Consider the following 20,811-nt stretch of genomic DNA (forward strand, 5'->3'; position numbering starts at 1 on the left):
TACTAATACCTGACTGTTAGGAGGAGTACGATGAGCGGTATGCTAAAAGATAAAAATATTGTCATTATGGGTGTAGCAAATAAATGGAGTATAGCTTGGGGCGTTGCTGAAATGTGTGCAGAGCAAGGTGCGAATCTTATCTTCACATATCTAGGAGAAAGAAGCCTAAAAAGTATTGAAAAACTACTGGCAGGGACAGAACTAGAAGGTTCACTTTGTGTTGAGTGCGATGTGACAAATGATGAGGACATCGAAAAAACGTTCAAGACAATTGGTCAAGAAGTGAAAAACATTCATGGTGTGGCACACTGTATTGCCCATGCGAAAAAAGAAGAACTACGTGGCTTATATATGGACACATCTCGTGAAGGCTTCAAAATGGCACATGACATCAGTGCCTATTCCCTTGTGGCTGTGACAAAACATGCAACAGAATACATGGTAGATGGTGGAAGTATTATCACTTTGTCCTACTTGGGCGGAGAGCGCGTTGTTATGAATTACAACGTTATGGGTGTGGCCAAAGCTGCGCTTGAGTCAAGTGTTAAGTATCTGGCGCATGATTTGGGTCAGCGCGGTATCCGTGTTAATGGTATTTCAGCAGGTCCAATTAAAACCCTAGCTGCAAAAGGTGTTGGCGAGTTCAATGAAATTGGTCGTCACTTTGTGGAAAAAGCACCTCTAGGCAGATTGGTTTCTCAAAAGGAAGTGGGAAATGCTGCTGTCTTTTTCTTGAGTGATATGGGGTCTGCTGTAACAGGTGAAATTATGCATGTTGACTGTGGATTTAACATTCTAGGCTACTAGTTTAAAAAGGTCATAACCGAAATATAAGGTTAAAACATTCAATATCTTTGAAATGAATCTGCAATTATAAAATACTATAATCAGCTTATTATAAAAATATTAAAGAGATACAAACCCATAGCCGTTTGTATCTCTTTTTGTATTGTTATAAAGTGTTATTATAAAGTTTTCATTGTGTTAGAAATCATAATATTGTTTGAAGGGGTGCTTTCTGTAAAACAATCTGAGCCCCGTAAAAATCTATTTATGATCAAGAACGCAGCACATTCACCGCATATTGAAAGCCCCAAAGAAGTGAACAGGATTATATGTAGAATAAAAGAGGACCTTAAAGCCAGGTAATATAGTTTTACCACATCAACACTGTGGGTTTTCATGGAAAAGTCGATCTGGTATAATTGTAATGATAACCTAGGTTTACTCAAGTCAAAGTGTCATGAAAAACCATTTTGACACAGAGCGGGTAATCCGGGAAAAGGGACCTCGGGGGTTTGAATATGCGAAAAAAAGTTCGAGATTTAAAAAGTGCAATCAGAGAAATGGAAGAGTCAATGGTGGCCCTAGATCTTGAAGGCTTTCAAGGTCAAATAAAGCGTGTAAGAAGAATGCTTTCAAACATTGAACAGGAGTTTGGAAAAGCGGTTATTTCTGCTGATTCAGTGGTGCTTAGCAAGGAAGACAACAAAGTCACCAAGTCCAGACCATACGACATCATTAATACGATTGCATTTTTATATAAACCGACGAAAAGAATTGATATTTTCGAAGGCAGTTATTTGGAATTTTTTGCTGAAGAAAGAACAGAACAGCTTATGAAGGCCATGGCCATCAACCAGCACAATGAGTTTTGGAAACAGCATAAAACAGTTCATGGAAATATATTTGGATCTGTTCCTAAAGAACTCATTAAGCCAGAAAATGCAGATCAACTGGAAAAGTATGGTTGGCATGAAGTCAATGTCAATGTTCTGGATTTCGGGAAAAAGGTTGAAGATGAACGTGAACTCGTAAGATTTTGCAATATATCTTTTCCGTACTATATACTTTTATTGGAAGAGACCACAGGATCATATCTTGTTCTGGAATACTTAATTTAAGTATAATGAAAACTTCCAAAGATAAACCGCGGATAGAATCCGCTTAAGGATCGTACTTAATCACGGGACTTAAGCGGATTTTACTACGTATTGCCATATTTTGAATGAAGATACTTTTGGAATATAAAGGGTATGAATGTGCCAAGGAGGACAGTTGGTGGATTATAAAACACATGTGCTGGAATATACAGCCCAGCAAAAGGACGCAGGACTTAAACTAATGGATGTCTTACATCAGAGTATGGACCTCTCAGGCCGAATGATTCGACGATCTAAAAAAGAAAAAGGAATAAAGCTGAACAGTCAACGTGTTTCCCTAAATTCAAGAATTAGAAAGGGCGACACCATAACAATAGAAATGAAAATGGAAACCAATATATTTGAACCACAGGACATCCCAGTGAATGTTGTTTTCGAGGATGCCGACCTATTAATAGTTAATAAACAACCATTTTTAGTTGTTCATCCAACCAAGGGACATCCATCAGGGACCCTTGCCAATGGCATAGCTAAGCTCTTTTTAGACGAAGGCCTGGATATAAAAATCAGATTTATTAACAGACTGGACAGGGACACCTCAGGCCTTATGATGATTGCAAAGAACCCATATGCTCAAACTGTTATTTCAGAACAGATGATAGCGGATGAAGTGGTTAAAGAGTATACAGCAGTGGTTATGGGTAGGCTAGAAAATGACAGGGGAACCATAGATGCAAAAATCGGCCTTGAAAACGAAGAAGATATTGAAAGAAAGGTGCTTGAGCATGGTAAGCCTTGTGTGACCCACTATGAAGTCATAGAACGTTTCCAAAATGCCAGTCTGGTCAAAATTAGACTAGAAACAGGTCGAACCCATCAAATAAGGGTTCATTTTAGACATATAGGTCATCCCCTATATGGTGATGTTCTCTATGGTGGGAACCATGAAATTATAGATCGTCAGGCACTCCACTGTTCAAGAATGGTCTTTAAGTTGGCCAGACCGTCAAAAGAGATTGAGCTAAGGGCGGAATTGCCAAAGGACATACAAGACTTAATAGAAACATTAAAATCTGAGTAAACCATCTTTCGGAAAAGTTAAAGCGGGGTGAAAGAATGAATGCAGAATTTATAAAAGTTACAAGCCTGACAAAAAACTATAAGATGGGCGAAGTCACAGTAAAAGCAATTCAGGATATTACATTCACCATTAAAGAGGGGGAGTTTGTCGTCATATTAGGACCATCTGGGTCAGGGAAGAGTACCCTTCTAAACATTATTGGGGGTATGGATGTTCCCAGTGAAGGACAGGTGGTCTTTGACTCTGTGGACATCACAAATTACAACGACAAACAACTTACCGCATATAGACGCAATGATGTGGGCTTTGTGTTTCAGTTCTATAATCTAATGGCCAATTTGACAGCCAAGGAAAATGTAGAGCTGGCTACAGAAATTTGTTCTCAGCCCCTTGAAATCAATGAAATCATGCAGGCGGTTGAACTTTCAGAAAGAGCCGATCATTTTCCTGCCCAAATGTCGGGGGGAGAGCAGCAGCGTGTGGCGATTGCCAGGGCGGTTGCCAAAAATCCTAAAATTCTCCTTTGTGATGAGCCCACTGGGGCGCTGGATTTTAAAACCGGTCTAACGATTTTAAAGCTACTCAGTAAGATCAACAAGGAAATGAAAAAAACAGTTATGGTTATTACCCATAATGCAGCGATTGGTCAAATGGCAGACCGTGTTATTAAGCTTAGGTCAGGTAAGATTACAGAAGATCATTACAATGAAGAGCCTATAAGTCCTGAAAGGATTGTTTGGTAATGAAAAAAATGAATGTTAGGCTGGTGCGGATGGTTTCCCATCATGTCGGTCAGTTCATTGCCATTTCTCTAGTGATCGCTGTGGGTCTTTTGACATATGTCGCTTTTACAATGGCAATGGTGAATTTGGAAAATTCTTTAAATTACTATTATGACGAATCAAACTTTGCTGATATTTATGTTGAAACTTTAAAAGTACCCGAAAAGGGTGTACAAGATGTGCTTGATTTACCTGGTGTTATGCATGCACAGGGTAGAATTCAGTACGATGTGCCGTTAAAGGTTAAAGATGAGAATGAGAAAGTCACGGTGCGTATTGAATCCCTGCCTAAGGACGATTATAAAATTAATGATCTCTATTTTTATGAGGGGCGAACCATAAAAAATAAAAATAGAGATGCCTATGTCTTTGATCAGTTTGCCCAGGCGAGAGGCATGCCTTTAGAGGGAACCATTCGTCCCCAAATTCTCGGAAAAGAATATGAACTTCAGGTCAAGGCTTTTGTTTCCAGTCCAGAGTATGTCTACCTTATGGAAAATGAACAGTCTATGTTGCCAGCACCGGGAAAATTTGGAGTGGTCTTTGTCTCAGAGGAATTTGCCATGAACAGTTTTGGCATGACAGGTTACTATAATCAAGTTCTTATAAAAGCTGAACCGGGTGTGAATATCGATATACTCCAGGAACGTGTGGAGGACACACTTGATAGATACGGAATAAAACGAATTTATCCTAAGAAGGATCAACTGAGTCACCGTCTCGTTTCAGAAGAAATTGAGGGTGGCAAGAAAATGGCAAGAACGGTTCCATTTGTCTTCCTTTTTGTTGCAGCCAGCATTATGGTCATTATGGTCAGCCGGACTGTGCGTAATGATAGAACATCAATCGGTGTGTTCAAATCAATGGGCTACAACAATAAGGAGATCGTGTGGCACTACATAAAGTATTGCCTCATGATAGGGGCTGTAGGGTCTTTGATAGGCGTGGCCCTGGGAGCTCTTCTCTCAGCTGTCATGACACAAATGTACACCCAGTTCTTCCTCATACCTTATTTGAAAATTAGACTGTATCCAGAGTACTTATTTTTTGCCATTGTGCTATCGTCTGTTTTCTCAGCCGTGGCAGGTTTGTTTGGGGCAAAAACGGTTCTACATATTCATCCGGCTGAATCCATGCGGCCTGAACCGCCTAAAACAGGACATAGAACAGTTCTCGAGCGCACTGTCATTTGGAAATATTTTTCTTTCACTGAGAAAATTGTCCTTCGAAATTTACTCAGATCAAAAAAGAGATTTGTATTTATCACATTGGGCATAGCCTTAACCTACGCCATAATGATGATTCCAATGTTCCAATCAACTGCCTTTGATCAAATATTCAATGAGCATTACTCTAAGTTCCTGCGAATGGACTACAACATCAATTTTTCAGAGCCAGTGGATGATGGAGCCCTCAATGAAATTAAGAGCCTTATCCAGTACAAGGATATTGATCCAAAACTGGAGTATCCATTTGAAGTGGAACACTTATGGAACAAAAAAATTGTTACCGTGGTGGGCATGCCATCAGATACAAACATGTATAGATTTAAAGATTTAGAAGGCAACCCCCTTCGCCTGCCTCCAAAGGGACTTTTTATAACAGAGGGCCTTGCAAAATATCTTGATATCAAGGCAGGGGAAAGCCTTAGAATAAATACTTTCATACCAGGCAGAGATGATCTTGACATTAAAGTTGTGAGTGTTATTGACCAGAGTCTTGGTATGAATATTTATATGGATTTACCCTACATGCAGGAAAAGTTTTTAGAACATGGCATTATAAATGGCGCCATGATCACCAGTGATCAGACGATCAAGGACGAGCTCAATGATGTGCCAAAGATTTCATCTGTCCAGTCAAATTACGACTTGATGAAAATATTTGAAGAATTTTTAGAATTGACTTTGGCCAGTGTTTCAATACTGATTGTGTTTGCCGGTATACTAGGCTTTGCCATCGTATATAATTCATCAGTGATGAGTGTCTTAGAACGTAGACTGGAGTTTTCTTCACTAAGGGTAATGGGTTTTAAGAAGAATGAAATTTTCTTTATTCTTGTCAGAGAAAACTTAGCCATGAGCCTGCTGGGCGTACTTCTTGGTATTCCTCTAGGAAGGGCTATGCTCAATGGAATGGCAGAAACCTTCAGCACAGAGCTCTATACAATGAAAGTGGATGTTTCATTAAAGTCGTATTTAATATCAGGCGCCTTAACCTTGAGCTTTGTATTGATGGCTCAGGTGGCAACTTATTCCCGTATACGCAGGCTTGATTTTATTGAAGCCCTTAAGAACAGGATGACATAGGAGGATAAGAGCATGAAAAATTTAATCAAAAAACGGAATATTGTTCTTGCTGTCATTGGAATCGTTATTGTGATAGCAGGTGCAGTGGCTATGTCGGGTTCTGGTGGTGTCTTGGTGGAGCTGGAAACTGTGGATGAAGGTCTTGTTAGAGATATAATCGAAGAAGAGGCTCAGGTCATGTCCAGACAGTCGAAGAACGTGTCTGTGCTTGTAAGTGGAACAGTGAAGGACTGGTATGCAGATATAGGCGATGAAGTTAAACGTGGTGATCTTTTAGCTGAGATTGATACAACCGATGTGGACACAGAAATAGATATTGCAAGTGAGAACTTGAGTGCCCTTAAATATGCTTTTGAGGATGCCCTTGAGCCAAATGACAAGGCCGTGATACAACAAGCGGAGTCGGCATATAATTCTGCCGTTATACAGAGAGACAGTTATCAGAAATCCCACGAAAAAAATAAAAGCTTGTTTGAAGAGGGGGCGATTAGCTCCCAGACCTTGGATGATAGTCAAAAAGCACTTGAACTGGCCCAGCAAGAAGTCAATGGCAAGTATCAAGCCTTGATTCAAATTAGAAAGGGTCTTTCAGAGGCTCTAAAGAATAAGTTCGCTTCAGAAATCCGTGCCCAGGAATCAGCGCTTGAAATGCTTGAAGTTAAGAAGGCACGTCATGAAATTCGGGCTAATGAGGATGGTCTTGTGCTAAGCCGGTATATTGAAGCTGGGGACTATGTCAGTATGGGGATGGTCACTTTTGAAATCGCAAATGTATTACATGTTTATTTTAAATCTGATATACTCGATAGTGATGTGGCTGAGGTCAAAGTTGGCACACCCGTTGATATTCATTTAAATGATGAGAGCATGATTGATGGCTCTGTGACAAAGATATTTCCCAAAGCAGAAACACAAATTTCTGATTTGGGCATAGAGCAAAAACGCGTCACAGTCGAAATCGAATCGGTCAAAGAAGATCTTCCAGTCCTTATTGGCCAAGAACTTGACGTGGATTTTGTTACAGAGGCAAAGGAAAAAGTTCTTCGTATCAGGGAAGAACTGACATATCAGAAAAATGGTAAATATCATGTATTTGTCGAGTCAGGTGGAAAGGTCCAAGAAAGACCTATAGAAGTTGGCCTTGTCGGCGAAACATATTTGGAAGTTGTGTCTGGACTAAGTCTTGGTGAAAAGGTCATTGTACCCCAAGATGATATAAGCCCAGGTGTTAAAGTGAATTTTGAAGAGTAGTGAGTGGAGGATTTGATTTGGAACTTAGACGTATAGAAGAGGCTTCAATTGAAAGGGCAATCGTTCATGTGCTGGATAAAAACAGTGATCAGCCCCTTTTAACAGATGCAGAATTAGAACTCGAGCCAGCGGTAACCGCATTTTTAACACATCATATCCTAAAATCACTCAGCAGTGAAAAGAATAGAAAACTAAAGCTATTTAATCCATCTGGTGTGGTTTATGGAAACTTGATGAAGATATATGATGATGAGACAGATAATTTTGTTGAGGCATCAAAGGAAATAGCCCAGTGGCTTTTTAAGTGCATGCAAGAACATCCGATCATCCCATCAGCAGATGTTATTGTCTGCCAGTTCTCCACAGGAGGAGAGCGTTGTTTAGCGGTTATGAAAATGGACTACCAACCCTCTTTTGTCCACGACATTCAATATGAGGAAAATGGCTTTAAGGTCGATTTGGTTTCTCAGGAAATCAGTTTGCCATCACTTAGTCAGAGACTCAATAAGGCGGCTTTTTTCAAGAAGCCTGGTGTGGATGACTACGACCTTGTGGTGGTGGACCAACCCCTTAAAGCTGAAGATGGCAGTATCCTTGAGTATTTCCAAAAGACCTTTATACAGGCTAGTTTTGTGGTGGATCATATGGACAAGACTCGGATTGTACGTGACCAAATGGAAAAATGGGTGCGTAGCAATATGAAAGATGATGTGAGAAATGCCATTGATGCCAGAGCAGATATTGAAAGTGTCTTTGTTAACTCTGGAGAACTTCATCTTGGAAACCTTACAGAAGAAATTATTGATGATCCTGCTAAGCGAGAAAAATTTATTGAAAACATGGAAAGAAAAGGTGTCGATACGGATGAGTCATTCACAATTGATAAAAAGTGGGTGGCGAAAAAGTTTAAGACAAAGGCCCTTAAAACGGACACGGGATTCACAATTCGAGGCCCCTTTGAAAACTTCCATGACAACACAAAAATAGAAATTCAATATAATGGAGATGGCACAGTGAACTATATCATCAAGGGCGTTCGAAACATCAGTGAACGTTAGTCAATCAAATGATGCTTCATGTGCTTGGTCTCATAATTATTCATAAAAAGCTATTGACATGCATATATCAGTGGCCTAAAATATCATAAACAAAACAGGAATAATTTAAAGAGGATGTCAAATGAATATACTTGTTTTAAATGGACCAAATATAAATATGCTTGGAAAAAGAGAACCAGAGATATACGGACAGGAGACCTATGATGATCTTGTCGTAAAAATCACTGATTTTTGTAGAGACTTAAAAGTGGATTGTGAAGTTTTTCAGACCAATCATGAGGGGCTGCTTGTGGACCGTATTCAAGATGCTGATGAAACGTTTGATGGCATCATCATAAATCCAGCGGCACTCACTCATTATAGCTACGCCATATTTGACGCAATAAAATCTATTTCAATACCAGTCATAGAAGTGCATATATCTAATATACATGCCCGTGAGGAATTCAGAAGACATTCTGTGACAGCAGGTGCATCATCTGGGGTCATAGCGGGTCTTGGTACAGATGGATACCTCTTGGCCGTAAGAGCCCTGCTAATGAAATAGAAGGTTAAACACGCGTTCAGTAAAATAATCACCACACACCATAGAATCATTCGTAAACTGGAGTTTTCATGGGTGTGGTGATTTTTGATTGAAGACGGTTTGATTGACGCACTGTATTCTCAACAAATAGTATAAGCCTTAGGGCTTATTTTTTTGACTGTTATTAGATGGCTTTGTGGCAAAATATGAGGATATTATTATGGTATAATGGATGCACAAAGATTCAGGATCAAAAGCAAAATGAATATTGAAAGTGTAACGAAGAAAAGGTGTTCAATGAAAAAGCATGCAAGCGGTGTTCAAAATCATGATGATAAGATAAGACTAAATAAGTTCATTAGCAGTACAGGCATCTGCTCAAGGCGAGAAGCGGATAAGCTGATCGAAGAGGGGCGGGTTACGATAAATGGCAAAAACCCCGAAGTGGGGACAAAAGTCAGTGGCCATGATGATGTTCGGGTGGACGGTAAACCCTTGAAATCTAAAGAAAAACCCATATATATTGCCTTTAACAAACCAGTAGGCATTACATGCACCACGGAGCTAAAAGTCAAAAATAATATCATAGACTATATAAATTATCCCAAAAGAATTTTTCCAATTGGCAGACTGGATAATCCATCAGAAGGCCTCATTTTCCTTACCAATGATGGCGATATTGTAAATAAGATTCTCAGGGCGGGCAACAATCACGAAAAAGAGTATATTGTCACTGTAGATAAACCCATTACAAAAGATTTTATAAGGAAAATGGGGAATGGTATTCCCATTTTAGACACTGTTACAAAAAAATGTGAGGTTACAAAAGAAGGCAAATACGTTTTTAAAATCATACTGACCCAGGGGCTGAATAGGCAAATAAGACGAATGTGCGGATACTTGGGATACAAGGTTGTGAAATTAAAACGAGTTCGTATAATGAATGTCAACTTAGATAATTTAGGTGTCGGCAAGTGGCGTTACTTGACAGACAAGGAAATGCAGACAATCAATGCCCTTGTTTCTGATTCAACCAAAACGGAAGAAGGATCATATTAAGATTGACTTTATCAGGCTATGAGTCATTCACGCAATATACGGACTTGTATGACTTCTTCTGGAGACTGGAAATTTCACTGCAAATCGTGTATAATGTAATTGAGCCTGGGATGACCGTTGCCTAGTAAAATTCAACCACTGGTTTTAAATAGGGAGCATACATTCTGTAGTGGATGTCAGGCCTTGTACGTATCAGAGGAAGGCAGAAGTTATGGAGAGTGCACCCACTTAGTGTGGGTGTGGTGCTGAATTTTACCGTGACGGCTTTCTGGGTAATCAGAAAGATAAGCCTTCATAGTTTTACTATGAAGGCTTTTTTTCATATCTTTTTTCATATCTTGATTTCTTTATATTTTCATACATATTGGACTTTTATATACAACCAGAGCACGGGAGATTCTTTATTTCCAGTCTGGTGATTTGATGCATAGTTTTGATATAGGGAATAAGAGGTCGTGAATAGATGATGTTTTGTAAGCAAATTAGATAAAATAAACCAGCGAGGTGACGTATGAATCCCTACCAAACGATCGAACTGGACAGAGATAAAAAAGAACACCTGTATTTACAGCTTTTTAAAGCGCTGGAGGTTATGATTGCAAGTGGACGACTACGTCCGCATACAAAATTACCGCCCATTCGAAAACTGGCTGAACTCTTAGATGTTAACAATGTAACCATAGTCAATGCCTACAAACTCCTAGAGGAGGGGGGGCTTGTCTATAAAAAAGTTGGATCTGGCACGTTTGTGACACCAAAGGAAGAAGAAATTGAAGACCTGAATGACAAGCTGAAGCAGGCGGCTGAAATGAGTTTTGCCCAGTCGTCTCCGACAGCGGATTTGTTTCCTGTGGCAGATTTTAAAATGGTTTTGAATGAGGTTCTTGACAGGGACAAGGGCAAAGCCTTTGGCTATCAGGCCTCATGGGGTTTTTCACCCCTGCGTGAATCCGTGGTTGACTATTTAAAAGATTCGAAAATATATGTAGACCCTGATGTCATTCAAGTTATTTCTGGTGCCCAGCAGGGCATAGACATCGTTTCTAAGGCCATACTTAATTATGGGGACTATGTTCTTGTGGAAGCGCCATCTTACACAGGTGCCATAGCAGCATTTAAAATGAAAGGCGCCAATATAATTGAAGTGCCCATGACTCAGGATGGAATTCACTTAGAAGCCTTTAAAGAAGCGGTGAAAAAATATAAACCTAAACTCTTCTACACCATGCCAAATCTCCATAATCCAACGGGTTATACCTATTCACAGGAGAAAAAAGAAGCTGTGCTTGAGGTGGCTTCTGAAAATCGAATGTGGGTACTTGAAGATGATTATGCCAGTGACTTATTCTTCTATGAGGAAGAAGAAGCCGAAGGCAAGTCCTTAAAGAGCATGGATCGGTTTGATCGTGTTATATACATTAAAAGTTTTTCGAAAATTTATATGCCAGGCCTAAGACTGGGATTTATGGCTGCACCGAAAAGACTGGGCCAAGAACTTGTGGTTGCAAAGCACATTACCGATATTTCCACATCTGGGCTCATTCAAAGAGCCTTTGACTTGTACCTACGCCGCGGGCTTTGGAAAAAGCAAATAGAGTCCATGCGTGATATTTTCAAGAAGAGGTATGACACAGCAGTAGAGGCCATTAATGCCTACATGCCTGCAGACTGTTCCTACCATCAGCCTGAAGGTGGACTTAATTTTTGGATAGAGATGCCAGCGTATTTAAATGCAGACAGCTTTGCCCAGTTTGCACTGAGTCAAGGCATAGAAATTATTCCAGGCAGTGCCTTCTATTTTGCACAGGGAAAGAGCAATTGTTTTAGAATAAGTGTGGCAGGGGTTTATCTAGAAAATATCGATAACTGGATTATGAAACTTATGCAGGTTCTTGATGCCTATATAGTTTCCCACAGTGATAGAGATGGAAGGGGCAATGAGTTTCTTCCTGTCTTATAAGGATCAATTTCATTTGATTTTGAGCAAATAGAAAGTGTATGTCGACAAATGTCTGACATACACTTTATTTATTCTGAGTGACTTGCAAAATATCATTTAAGCACCCCGGTCGTACAAGTACCCGGTCGTAGCCTATATAGATATTTAAAAATCAAAAACTTTATAAGAAAACTTGCCTGCCTTTGACTAAGCAGATTTTTGATTGTTGTTTTTATGATTGTTTTGGTTTCTATTTTGATTGTTTTTATTATTATTATTGTTGTTATTATTGTTTGACGATTCACTCTGATTCTTGTTCGGAGCAGTGCTGTTTTTAGAAGCATCAGATGGCGTGTTCTTACGATTGCCCTTATCGTCTTTTGTATTACGACGTGCAGGTAGATTGGATGTGTTAATGTTACACTGACCTTCAAAAGCCCCACCTTCATCAATGACAAAACTCATGACTTCAATATCACCACGAAGAACACCAGAAGCGTGGATTTTAAGAAGGCCATCAGAGTGAATATTGCCTTCAACCGCACCGGAAAGTTCTATGTTAGATGCAGAAATATTGCCATGAACATCAGCTTCAGGCCCGATGATAACATCACCTTCAGCCTCGATATCGCCATTAATATGACCATCAATTCTCACTGATCCACCACTTTTAATATCGCCTTCCATAGAAGAAGACTGGCCGATAATCATGTCAAAATCAATTGCCGGAGCCCCTTTTTGAAACATTTGCTTCATCCTATATCCCCCTTAATTTATAAGACCTGCCGGATCAATTTGTTTGCCTTCGAAATGAATCTCAAAATGCACATGTGGTCCGGTACTCTTTCCAGTGTTACCAACTTGTCCAATAAGTTGACCTTTCTCAACATGATCTCCAACTTGAACCAAGTTTTTGTTGTTGTGGGCATAGACTGTTTTATAGCCATAACCATGAGACACAACAATAGTTTTACCATAACTGCCATTGTAACCGGAGTAGGTCACAACGCCTGAACCAGCGGCAACGATATCGCTTCCGCGTGTGTTTGCAATATCCAGACCCTTATGCATGCTTCTACGACCTGTAACTGGATCGCGTCTTAGGCCAAAACCTGAAGTGATATGTCCATTTACTGGTTTTAAGTCGGGTTTGCAATCAAGAAAGTCAAGGGTGTTCTCAACTTCTTCAATCACAGAAGTGTACTCATCGATTTGTTGATCCATGAGAAGTGATATTTCATCATCTTCAATGAGAGCCAGAAGTTCGTCAAGCTCATCGTTGTTTTCCATGCCAAAACTGAGTTCTGGCCCCACGGCTTCAGGTGGTAATTCTGTTCTGTTAAAGGAACGACTTACAGGTATTGAAACATTGACATCGTGTTCCTCATTGAGTTTGGCAATGAGAGTAATGGCTTGTGTTTCAAGACTTTCAAGTTCACTTAGACGTTCTTCGTAAATAGCTGCGACTTTTTGAGCCTGTTCTTTCATGTTTTCGTTAAGTTCTGTTTGGGAAGAGTATAAGTCTTCTAGTCGAGTGATACGATCTGTTTGATCGGTCATCTCTGCAGACAGCTGCCCGTTTTCTGTCGAGAGTTTCCTATTGTTGATAAAGTAATAAACGAGAGCGGTGTTCACTGTGATTGTCGACACAATTACAAGGGCAAGTGCCCCTTGAATTATGTAACGCGGGAGTCTAAGTCTTTTCACTTGACTGTCTGCCCGTGGTACAACCACAAAGGTGATATCTTCCCGAAGTTTCTCTTTAAGACCCTTCAAACGTTTCATATATCCCCCTCAAAAGTTTACTAATGATATTTTACCAGAACTTTTGAATCCCCGCAATTGTCTAGCTTTCAGCGATTGCGTTGACATTTATACCCACTTAAACATATTCATAACAGTAAAGTGGAAATCATGTAGGAAAACAAGGAAAATGAGCAGGAAAATCATTAGGAAAACGTTGATATGTATTGTATAATGGGGTTAAAGATATTGTAGGAGGTCAACCATGACTGAAAAAGTAAAAATTGATCCAATAATTGTAATTATTGAAGAGAATTTTAGATGGGTTTGTGGAAAAATTAAAAAGAAGGGTCGAGAAATCCTTTCAGATTTTGAAATCACGCCCCCTCAATTTGAAGCCTTACAACACCTTATTAAAGAGGGCGATCTAACTATAGGGGAACTAAGCAATAAAATGTATTTGGCATGCAGCACGGTGACAGATCTTCTTGACAGAATGGAAAGAAATAATCTTGTTGTCCGCGTTAAAGATGAAAAAGATAGACGAATTGTTAGAATTAAAGTTTTAGATAAGGGCCACCAACTTATTGAACAGGTGCTTCACACACGTCAAAAGTATCTATCAGAAGTTCTGGCTGAATGTGATGATCAAGTTATTGAACACATCCACGAATGTTTTGAAATTTTGAATAACAATATGGAAGTATAAGACTTGTAGTATGGGGGCATGATCGTGAAAATCATCAATAGACGATATCGAATAGTTGATGTCATTGACTCTGATTCAACGGGTGAGTTGTATCATGCAGTGGATTTAATGACTCGAAATCGTGACGTCAGACTCAAATTATTTACAAAAGAATATTCTAAATCTGATAGAGTTCGAAAATATATTGATGATTTCCTTATGTGGACAACCGTGAATCATCCAAATATTTGTGAGTCCTATGCCTTTGAAATGCTAAACAGTGTGGATAATAAACCGGTGGTAAGACACCAATATTTTTACACATCCGAATATTACGAGCAGTCAAGTCAAGTGGACTATAAGGATCTTACAAGAGATGAAGTCTATACAGCCATATTCGATTTATGTCGGGCGGTCCAGTATCTTCACTTCAGGGGACTCACGTATGGTTACCTGAACTTTGACAATGTCATGTTTCTGCGTGAAGATGACAGGTTGACAGTGAAGCTTCATGATTTCGCATACCTTTGTCAGTATAAGGACATATCTGTGTATTCACCAAGACAAATCAACACATTTATGGCGCCGGAATCTATTTGGTATGAGCAGTTTAACAGCTCTGCTGACTTATATTCTTTGGGTGTGCTGATCTACTTGATTTATTATCAAGGCTCGGTTGATATTGATGTAATTGACCGACTTGATGAGGTTGTTGGGCAAAATCCATTAACAAACACACTAAAAAAAGTCACAAGCAATATTGTAGAAAATAGATTTTCAAATATTGACGATTTCATTGCCAAGCTTGCAAACCAATTGCGTTATGATTACGAGTTTACTGACAGCACGTCATACAATAGACTCCATCATAATATTGGCCTTGTTGGCAATGAAAAAATTATTGAAAATACACTGCAATATGCTGGTATGAGAACATCAGACCTGAGTGGGCCAGTTGGCATTCGAATTATGGGTGACCCAGGACTGGGAAAAAGCCGAATACTTTACGAACTAGAGTATTTGCTTAAAATACACGGATTTGATGTTATTCGTACCGAGGTGACCAAGCAACAAAGAGACCCTTTTGCGGCTTTTAAGCCAATTCTTAGTCGTATTTTATTCAATGAGAAATTAAGTTGGGAGCTCATACAGAAATACGGACCGGAATTGGTAAAACTATTTCCTGAACTCAAGAATCGGTGGGATGTTCAACCCACACCCGTTTTAAATGATGAACATGAATATTTGAAGATGGCCAATAGGATTTTCAATTTCTTAAGTGACTTTGGAACAGATCGGCCATTTATATTATTAATTGATAATGCAGAGCGTTTAAGCAAGTATGAACACACAATTATTGATTTTTTGACTTCTGTTCAAAAAGATATTCCTATACTCATAATATGCTCACATGCCCCGGCCAGTCAGGAAGACTGGTTTACAAACGAAAGCATTGTAAAATTTCAGTTGAATGCTTTCAACTTTGAAGAAGGGGCCGAGTTCATAAGAAGAATGCTTGGGGTTAAAAAGAGTCCCATTGAGTTTAGCGCCCTCCTGATAAAGACTTTTGAGGGCAACGCAAGAAGAATTGAAGAAATGATTCGTATTCTATTTGTTGATAATCGAATATATGTGGATGAAAATCGAAAATGGAAGTTTGATCTACCACGTGACATACAACTTCTTGAGGCTTCAACGACATCGGAACAGTGGGTCTCAACTTCATTAAAAGGATTAAGTGATGAAGAGAGAAAGGTCTTAGAAGCTGTTTCCATATTCAACGAGCCAGTGGGAACGGTTATTCTTGACAAAGTATTTGACGCTTTTAATATTGTGTCAATTGGCAAGGTTTTAAATGACATGGTCGACAAGGGCATACTCATTCAAAAACTTGGCGATTGGGGATATTCATATGATTTTTCTGGTCGAGTCATGCGGTCTCACATACTGAGTCGTATTGAACCAGAAAGAAGGGTTAAGTACCATAGTGTGGCTGCTGAAATTTTAGAGGATTTCTATAAGGACTTAGGACGGCATTTATCCGATCAATTAATCTATCATTTAATTGAAAGTCAGCAGCTTGGAAGAGCCGTGAAATACTGTGTCCTTGCAGCTGAGGAAATGACACGTCTTAACATCTATACCCAGGCCATTGAATTCTATGAGAAAGCCCTTGTTTTAATTGACAAGTATGACCCAGAAATTGATGCCGCTAGACTTTTAAACAAAACAGGAAGACTGTATAGACTAATTGGTAGGACAAGAGAAGCTGAGGATATATTTCAAAAAGCTTTAGAGATTTCAAAGGTCATGCAGAATGACGTGTCATGTATTGATGCAAGCATTCATCTAGCAGACGTGGAAGTCCTTAGGGGAGAACTGGAAAAGCCCTATAAGATTCTCGAAAATGTTCTTGCTGAGTCAGAAAGAATAAATTATTTAGAAGGTCAGTTGGGGGCTGTGAAATACCTGCTCAAGCTATGGGTAAGGATGGGTGAAGACTTAAAAATCACTGAGGAGCTTCCAAAGTATATTGACTTATCTATAGAGAATAAAATGCACCATTATACAGGCTATTTCTTTAATGAATACGGGACCTATAAATCTCGTAATGGAAAGCTCGAAGAAGCGGAAGGCTATTTCAAAATCGCTCTTGAAAATTTCAGAAGCGATGGGGACCGTTTTGAAGAAGCCAAGGCCTACAACAATATGAGGGTCCTTTATGGTGAAGGATTTGGAAGTGTTGATGTAAGTCGTCAGTACTTTCTCAAAGCCCTTTCCATAACAAATGACTTAAATATTTTGGCACAGCGACCAATCTATTTACACAATATTGGTCAAAGTTATTTAAGGGAAGATCGCTTTGAAGAAGCTCTAACTTATCTAAACAAGGCCCTGCGCGCAGCAGAAGAAATTGACAGTCGAATTGACATGCACCTGGCCCTGCCCCTATTATGTGAGACTTATATAAAGATGAACAGCTATGAACGGGCTTTTGGAATCCTTAAGAAGATGGATTCTGAGCTGCCGAGTTCATCGTTGAGTTTAAGCAAGAAGGATGTTTCTAAAGACCTATACGACTATTACATGGTCAGTGTATATTTTAATCTTCAAATCAAGAATTATGAAAAGGCAGAGCGAATTCTAAACACTTGCGCAGAAATGTCTGAGTGCGATGATAAGGCCAAGCATATGGAAGTGAGCGCACTGAGGTATAGAATTCAGTGGTATAAGGACAATTTTCTTAAATTGAACAAGTCCATTGATATGCAGTGGTTTGAAGATATGGTTGAAAAGGTAGACAGCTACCAAACGGCCCATGTTTTAAGGCATATGCTTCTCGGATTATCACTGGAGCTTTCAAATAGCAAAAAGTACATCCAGGTAAAGATGCTTCTAGCACTTGATCAAACACTAATACCGCAGTTTGATTCTGAAGTTCTTAAATGGAAGAGAAAGATTCTCCAGGCCATTCTTGGGGAAAACCGTATTCAAGCTATATATGATCTGCTTCATGATAAAAACTTAAAAATGAACAAGGAGTGGAAGTGGTTTACCTATAAATTGTTGGCTGATGAGTATTTCTATGAAGGCGATGCCTATTTGGCCTTAACAAACTACCTCATGTCCCTTGATATTATTAAATCCTTGACCTTTAGTATTCCAGAAGGTCAAAGGGAAAATTATTTGTTGTATGATGAATCAAAAATTGAGTTGAAATCAAAGATCAATGCCATAAGAAGAAAAATAGATGGACGTAGATCTTCTGATGAAAAACTGTTGATGCATGAACTGGAAACATTGTCAGTTGAAGATTATTTTGACTTGTCAGCCATACAAGGTCTCTACTATAATGATGTCTTCCTTGAAAAAATTCATGCTATATACAGTGAAAAGTATAGTATGAATCTTTCGACCCTAGATGACCTTATTTATCAGCTTAAAAGAGACGAAAGGCAAAGCATTCGCTATACCCTCATTCACTGTATCCAGACAGCTATAGCTGATAACGGTTGCGTGTATATCACAGACTCCAATTCAAAAATTGTTGAAGTGGTGACCAGTGATGAAAACTATATAGCCCCTGATATTAAACGTTTGATCTCTCAATTGGGACCAGACCGAGAGGGCATATTAATCAATAGTTTTGAAGGCAATGGATTGAGCTACCTGCTCAGTGAGCAGCAAAAGGCCATCATCCTTATACCTGTCATCGCCCATGACAACGACACATCAAAACGTCGACGCATTGATGATTACGAGGATGAGACCCTGCAAGGTTATTTGTACTTGGAGTCCAATCAAGTTTTCAATAGATTCAGCCCTGTGATCTTCAAGAAGCTCAAACGACTCACCAGCATGCTGAGTCTAATGATTGACAACCTCAATATTAAGAAGTTGTCTTCCGTGGATGAGCTGACAGGGGTTTACTTGAGAAAGTATATTGAAGATAAGTTTTCTGCTCAGTTGATTCACACCCGTCAGTCCAGTGGCAGACTGTCAGTTATTATGTGCGACATAGACAAATTTAAATCTATAAATGACAGGTATGGTCATAGAAAAGGTGACGAAATTCTTAAATTAATTGGGTATCATCTGAATATGAACTTACGTGAAACAGATCTGGTGGGGCGTTATGGGGGCGAAGAGTTTATTATTGTCCTACCCAACACCGGGGATGAAGAGGCCTATGTTGTATCAGAAAAAATAAGAAAAGCCATCGAAGGGTCAACCCCATTAAACGATGATGAACCCGTTACCTTAAGTTTGGGTGTGGCAACATATCCCGATCATGGTTTAACCGAGGAAGAACTTATTGAAAAAGCGGATCAGGCCCTTTACCATTCAAAAAACGCTGGAAGAAACAAGACCACCCTGTGGAATGCCCATATTGGTGAAGAAAGATCAAGATTTGATAAACTTGCCGGTATTTTAACAGGCAACATCTCCAATGATACCAGAAATATTCAAGCCATGGTGGACGTTTTAGAACTGTTGAGATCACCTTCATCAAAAGATGATAAAATATTCAGCGTGCTCACCACTCTCATAGACATAACCCAGGCCACTAATGGCGCTATTTTAGAAATAGAGAATGGGGAAGTTCGCCATGTTTATGCCAGAGAAAAAGGATATGATGACTGGCAAGCTATGGAGCTGGATATGGATCTTATAAGCAGATACATGGACAGAGATGCGGGCGACTATTTCATCAACTGGAGTAAGGTTGCTGAACTAAACAGCTTAGGTGGAAAACCAAACTGGAAGTCAATAATAATTATGCCACTGCGTGAAAATCAGAAGACCAAGGGAATGATTCTGTTAAGTGTTCCAATTTCTATAAAGGAATTCGATTTTAGTGCATTTAATTTTGTGGATTCCATAAGTGGTGTCGTGATGAAAATAATTGGTTAGTGTAGATAAAATAGAGAAGGCGAGTGATGAAAATGTCAGTAACGATTAAAGATGTTGCGAAGAAAGCTAATGTATCAATTTCAACGGTTTCGCGAGTTATTAACGATTCAAAACCCGTGAGTGATGAAATTAAAAAAAGGGTCCTAGAGGTTATCCGAGAAACTGGTTATACGCCAAACCCTGTGGCGCGAAGCCTGGTTATGAAAAAGAGCCGTACAATCGGTGTTATCGTTCCTGATATTGCATCATCATATGTTGGGGAAGTGCTTAATGCCATGGAGGAAATTGCCAAGGCTTATGGTTACGAAATCATTCTATGTAATTCTTATGGTGAAAAAGAACAAGAACTGAAGTACCTCAACCTACTGAACTCAAAGCAGGTTGAAGGGATCATATTTATAACTTATCAACTCACTGAGGAACATAAGAATTTTATTGACATAAATAAGATGCCAGTTGTCATGGTCAATAGAAAAACTCAAGTGGATGATAATATTTATTCAGTAACAGTGGATCACTTTGATGCATCCTACCAAATGACCAAGTATTTGATTGAACAAGGTCATAAGAAAATTGCCCTTATTCGAAATGGTACAACAAAAGAAATATTTGGAATAGACCAGTTAAGTGGCTATCAAAAAGCCTTGGAAGAAAACGACTTGGTCTATGATGAGACACTTGTGTATGATGGATACTTCCAAGCTGAAAAGGCCTATGAAGCTGTGCAGGAAATGATTGATAGCGGCAACGTGCCATCGGCAATATTTGCTACAGCTGATGATATGGCTGTTGGGGCAATGAACGCCCTATATGACAATGGCTATAGAATTCCTGAAGACGTTTCCGTTGTTGGTTTTTATGACACGAAAATGTCCAGCCTCTTTAGACCAAAACTTACGACAATCAGACAGCCAATTTATGATATGGGAGCTGTTGCCATTAGACTTTTAATCAAGCTCATTAAAGGAGAAGCGGTTGAAAATAATATGGTTCTTCTGCCCCATGAACTCATAGTACGAGACAGTTGCAGTAAAAAATAAAAATATAATAAATCTGTCCCCGCCCTGATGGTCGTTC

At 39.3% G+C, this 20,811-nt stretch carries 15 protein-coding genes and 1 other RNA gene; 14 read left to right on the forward strand and 2 right to left on the reverse strand.

Annotated elements, in window-relative coordinates; genetic code table 11:
• Positions 1 to 30: 30 nt before the first annotated feature.
• The 11 genes from fabI to ACQ4KW_RS07975 all read left to right on the forward strand — a co-directional run bounded on the left by fabI (position 31) and on the right by ACQ4KW_RS07975 (position 11,909).
• Positions 31 to 807 carry an enoyl-ACP reductase FabI gene (gene fabI / locus ACQ4KW_RS07925; protein ID WP_430885993.1) on the forward strand — a complete coding sequence of 259 codons (777 nt, stop codon included), beginning with the start codon at positions 31 to 33 and terminating at the stop codon, positions 805 to 807.
• A gap of 497 nt (positions 808 to 1,304) precedes the next feature.
• On the forward strand, positions 1,305 to 1,904 hold the full coding sequence (locus tag ACQ4KW_RS07930) for a hypothetical protein (RefSeq protein ID WP_430885994.1): 600 nt from the start codon (positions 1,305 to 1,307) through the stop codon (positions 1,902 to 1,904).
• Positions 1,905 to 2,061: 157 nt separating this feature from the next.
• A complete protein-coding gene (locus ACQ4KW_RS07935) occupies positions 2,062 to 2,964 on the forward strand; it encodes an RluA family pseudouridine synthase (protein ID WP_430885995.1) in 903 nt (300 codons plus the stop codon).
• A gap of 35 nt (positions 2,965 to 2,999) precedes the next feature.
• Positions 3,000 to 3,707 carry an ABC transporter ATP-binding protein gene (locus tag ACQ4KW_RS07940; RefSeq protein ID WP_430885996.1) on the forward strand — a complete coding sequence of 236 codons (708 nt, stop codon included), beginning with the start codon at positions 3,000 to 3,002 and terminating at the stop codon, positions 3,705 to 3,707.
• Entirely contained in the window at positions 3,707 to 6,055 is a 2,349-nt protein-coding gene (locus ACQ4KW_RS07945) for an ABC transporter permease (protein ID WP_430885997.1), read from the forward strand. Before ACQ4KW_RS07940 ends, ACQ4KW_RS07945 begins: the two co-directional genes overlap by 1 nt.
• A 12-nt stretch (positions 6,056 to 6,067) precedes the next feature.
• The gene (locus ACQ4KW_RS07950; protein WP_430885998.1) at positions 6,068 to 7,306 is read left to right on the forward strand and encodes an efflux RND transporter periplasmic adaptor subunit; all 1,239 of its coding nucleotides are present in this window, start codon (positions 6,068 to 6,070) and stop codon (positions 7,304 to 7,306) included.
• Positions 7,307 to 7,323: 17 nt separating this feature from the next.
• Positions 7,324 to 8,364, forward strand: coding sequence for a nucleoid-associated protein (locus ACQ4KW_RS07955; RefSeq protein WP_430885999.1), 1,041 nt, complete (start codon positions 7,324 to 7,326; stop codon positions 8,362 to 8,364).
• A gap of 121 nt (positions 8,365 to 8,485) precedes the next feature.
• Positions 8,486 to 8,911, forward strand: coding sequence for a type II 3-dehydroquinate dehydratase (gene aroQ, locus ACQ4KW_RS07960; protein WP_430886000.1), 426 nt, complete (start codon positions 8,486 to 8,488; stop codon positions 8,909 to 8,911).
• Positions 8,912 to 9,187: 276 nt separating this feature from the next.
• The gene (rluF, locus tag ACQ4KW_RS07965) at positions 9,188 to 9,949 is read left to right on the forward strand and encodes a 23S rRNA pseudouridine(2604) synthase RluF (RefSeq protein ID WP_430886001.1); all 762 of its coding nucleotides are present in this window, start codon (positions 9,188 to 9,190) and stop codon (positions 9,947 to 9,949) included.
• Positions 9,950 to 10,048: 99 nt separating this feature from the next.
• A non-coding RNA gene (ssrS, locus tag ACQ4KW_RS07970) (6S RNA) lies at positions 10,049 to 10,228 on the forward strand.
• Positions 10,229 to 10,460: 232 nt separating this feature from the next.
• Positions 10,461 to 11,909: a PLP-dependent aminotransferase family protein gene (locus ACQ4KW_RS07975; protein WP_430886002.1), complete on the forward strand. Its 1,449-nt coding sequence runs from the start codon at positions 10,461 to 10,463 to the stop codon at positions 11,907 to 11,909.
• Between the two features lie 186 nt (positions 11,910 to 12,095).
• Here the strand turns inward: ACQ4KW_RS07975 and ACQ4KW_RS07980 are convergent, their stop codons facing one another.
• Both ACQ4KW_RS07980 and ACQ4KW_RS07985 read right to left on the reverse strand, forming a co-directional pair.
• Positions 12,096 to 12,644: a bactofilin family protein gene (locus tag ACQ4KW_RS07980; RefSeq protein WP_430886003.1), complete on the reverse strand. Its 549-nt coding sequence runs from the start codon at positions 12,642 to 12,644 to the stop codon at positions 12,096 to 12,098.
• Between the two features lie 12 nt (positions 12,645 to 12,656).
• Positions 12,657 to 13,673 carry a peptidoglycan DD-metalloendopeptidase family protein gene (locus ACQ4KW_RS07985; protein WP_430886004.1) on the reverse strand — a complete coding sequence of 339 codons (1,017 nt, stop codon included), beginning with the start codon at positions 13,671 to 13,673 and terminating at the stop codon, positions 12,657 to 12,659.
• 223 nt (positions 13,674 to 13,896) lie between these two features.
• Here ACQ4KW_RS07985 and ACQ4KW_RS07990 point away from each other — a divergent pair, with 223 nt between their 5' ends.
• The 3 genes from ACQ4KW_RS07990 to ACQ4KW_RS08000 are packed head-to-tail and all read left to right on the forward strand — an operon-like array spanning position 13,897 to position 20,774.
• Positions 13,897 to 14,340: a MarR family winged helix-turn-helix transcriptional regulator gene (locus ACQ4KW_RS07990; RefSeq protein WP_430886005.1), complete on the forward strand. Its 444-nt coding sequence runs from the start codon at positions 13,897 to 13,899 to the stop codon at positions 14,338 to 14,340.
• 24 nt (positions 14,341 to 14,364) lie between these two features.
• On the forward strand, positions 14,365 to 19,734 hold the full coding sequence (locus ACQ4KW_RS07995; RefSeq protein WP_430886006.1) for a diguanylate cyclase: 5,370 nt from the start codon (positions 14,365 to 14,367) through the stop codon (positions 19,732 to 19,734).
• Between the two features lie 26 nt (positions 19,735 to 19,760).
• Entirely contained in the window at positions 19,761 to 20,774 is a 1,014-nt protein-coding gene (locus ACQ4KW_RS08000; protein WP_430886007.1) for a LacI family DNA-binding transcriptional regulator, read from the forward strand.
• The last annotated feature ends 37 nt before the right edge of the window (positions 20,775 to 20,811 follow it).

The organism is Tianxiuia mixotrophica (genome assembly GCF_050596425.1).
Taxonomy (GTDB): Bacteria; Bacillota; Clostridia; order Peptostreptococcales; family Acidaminobacteraceae.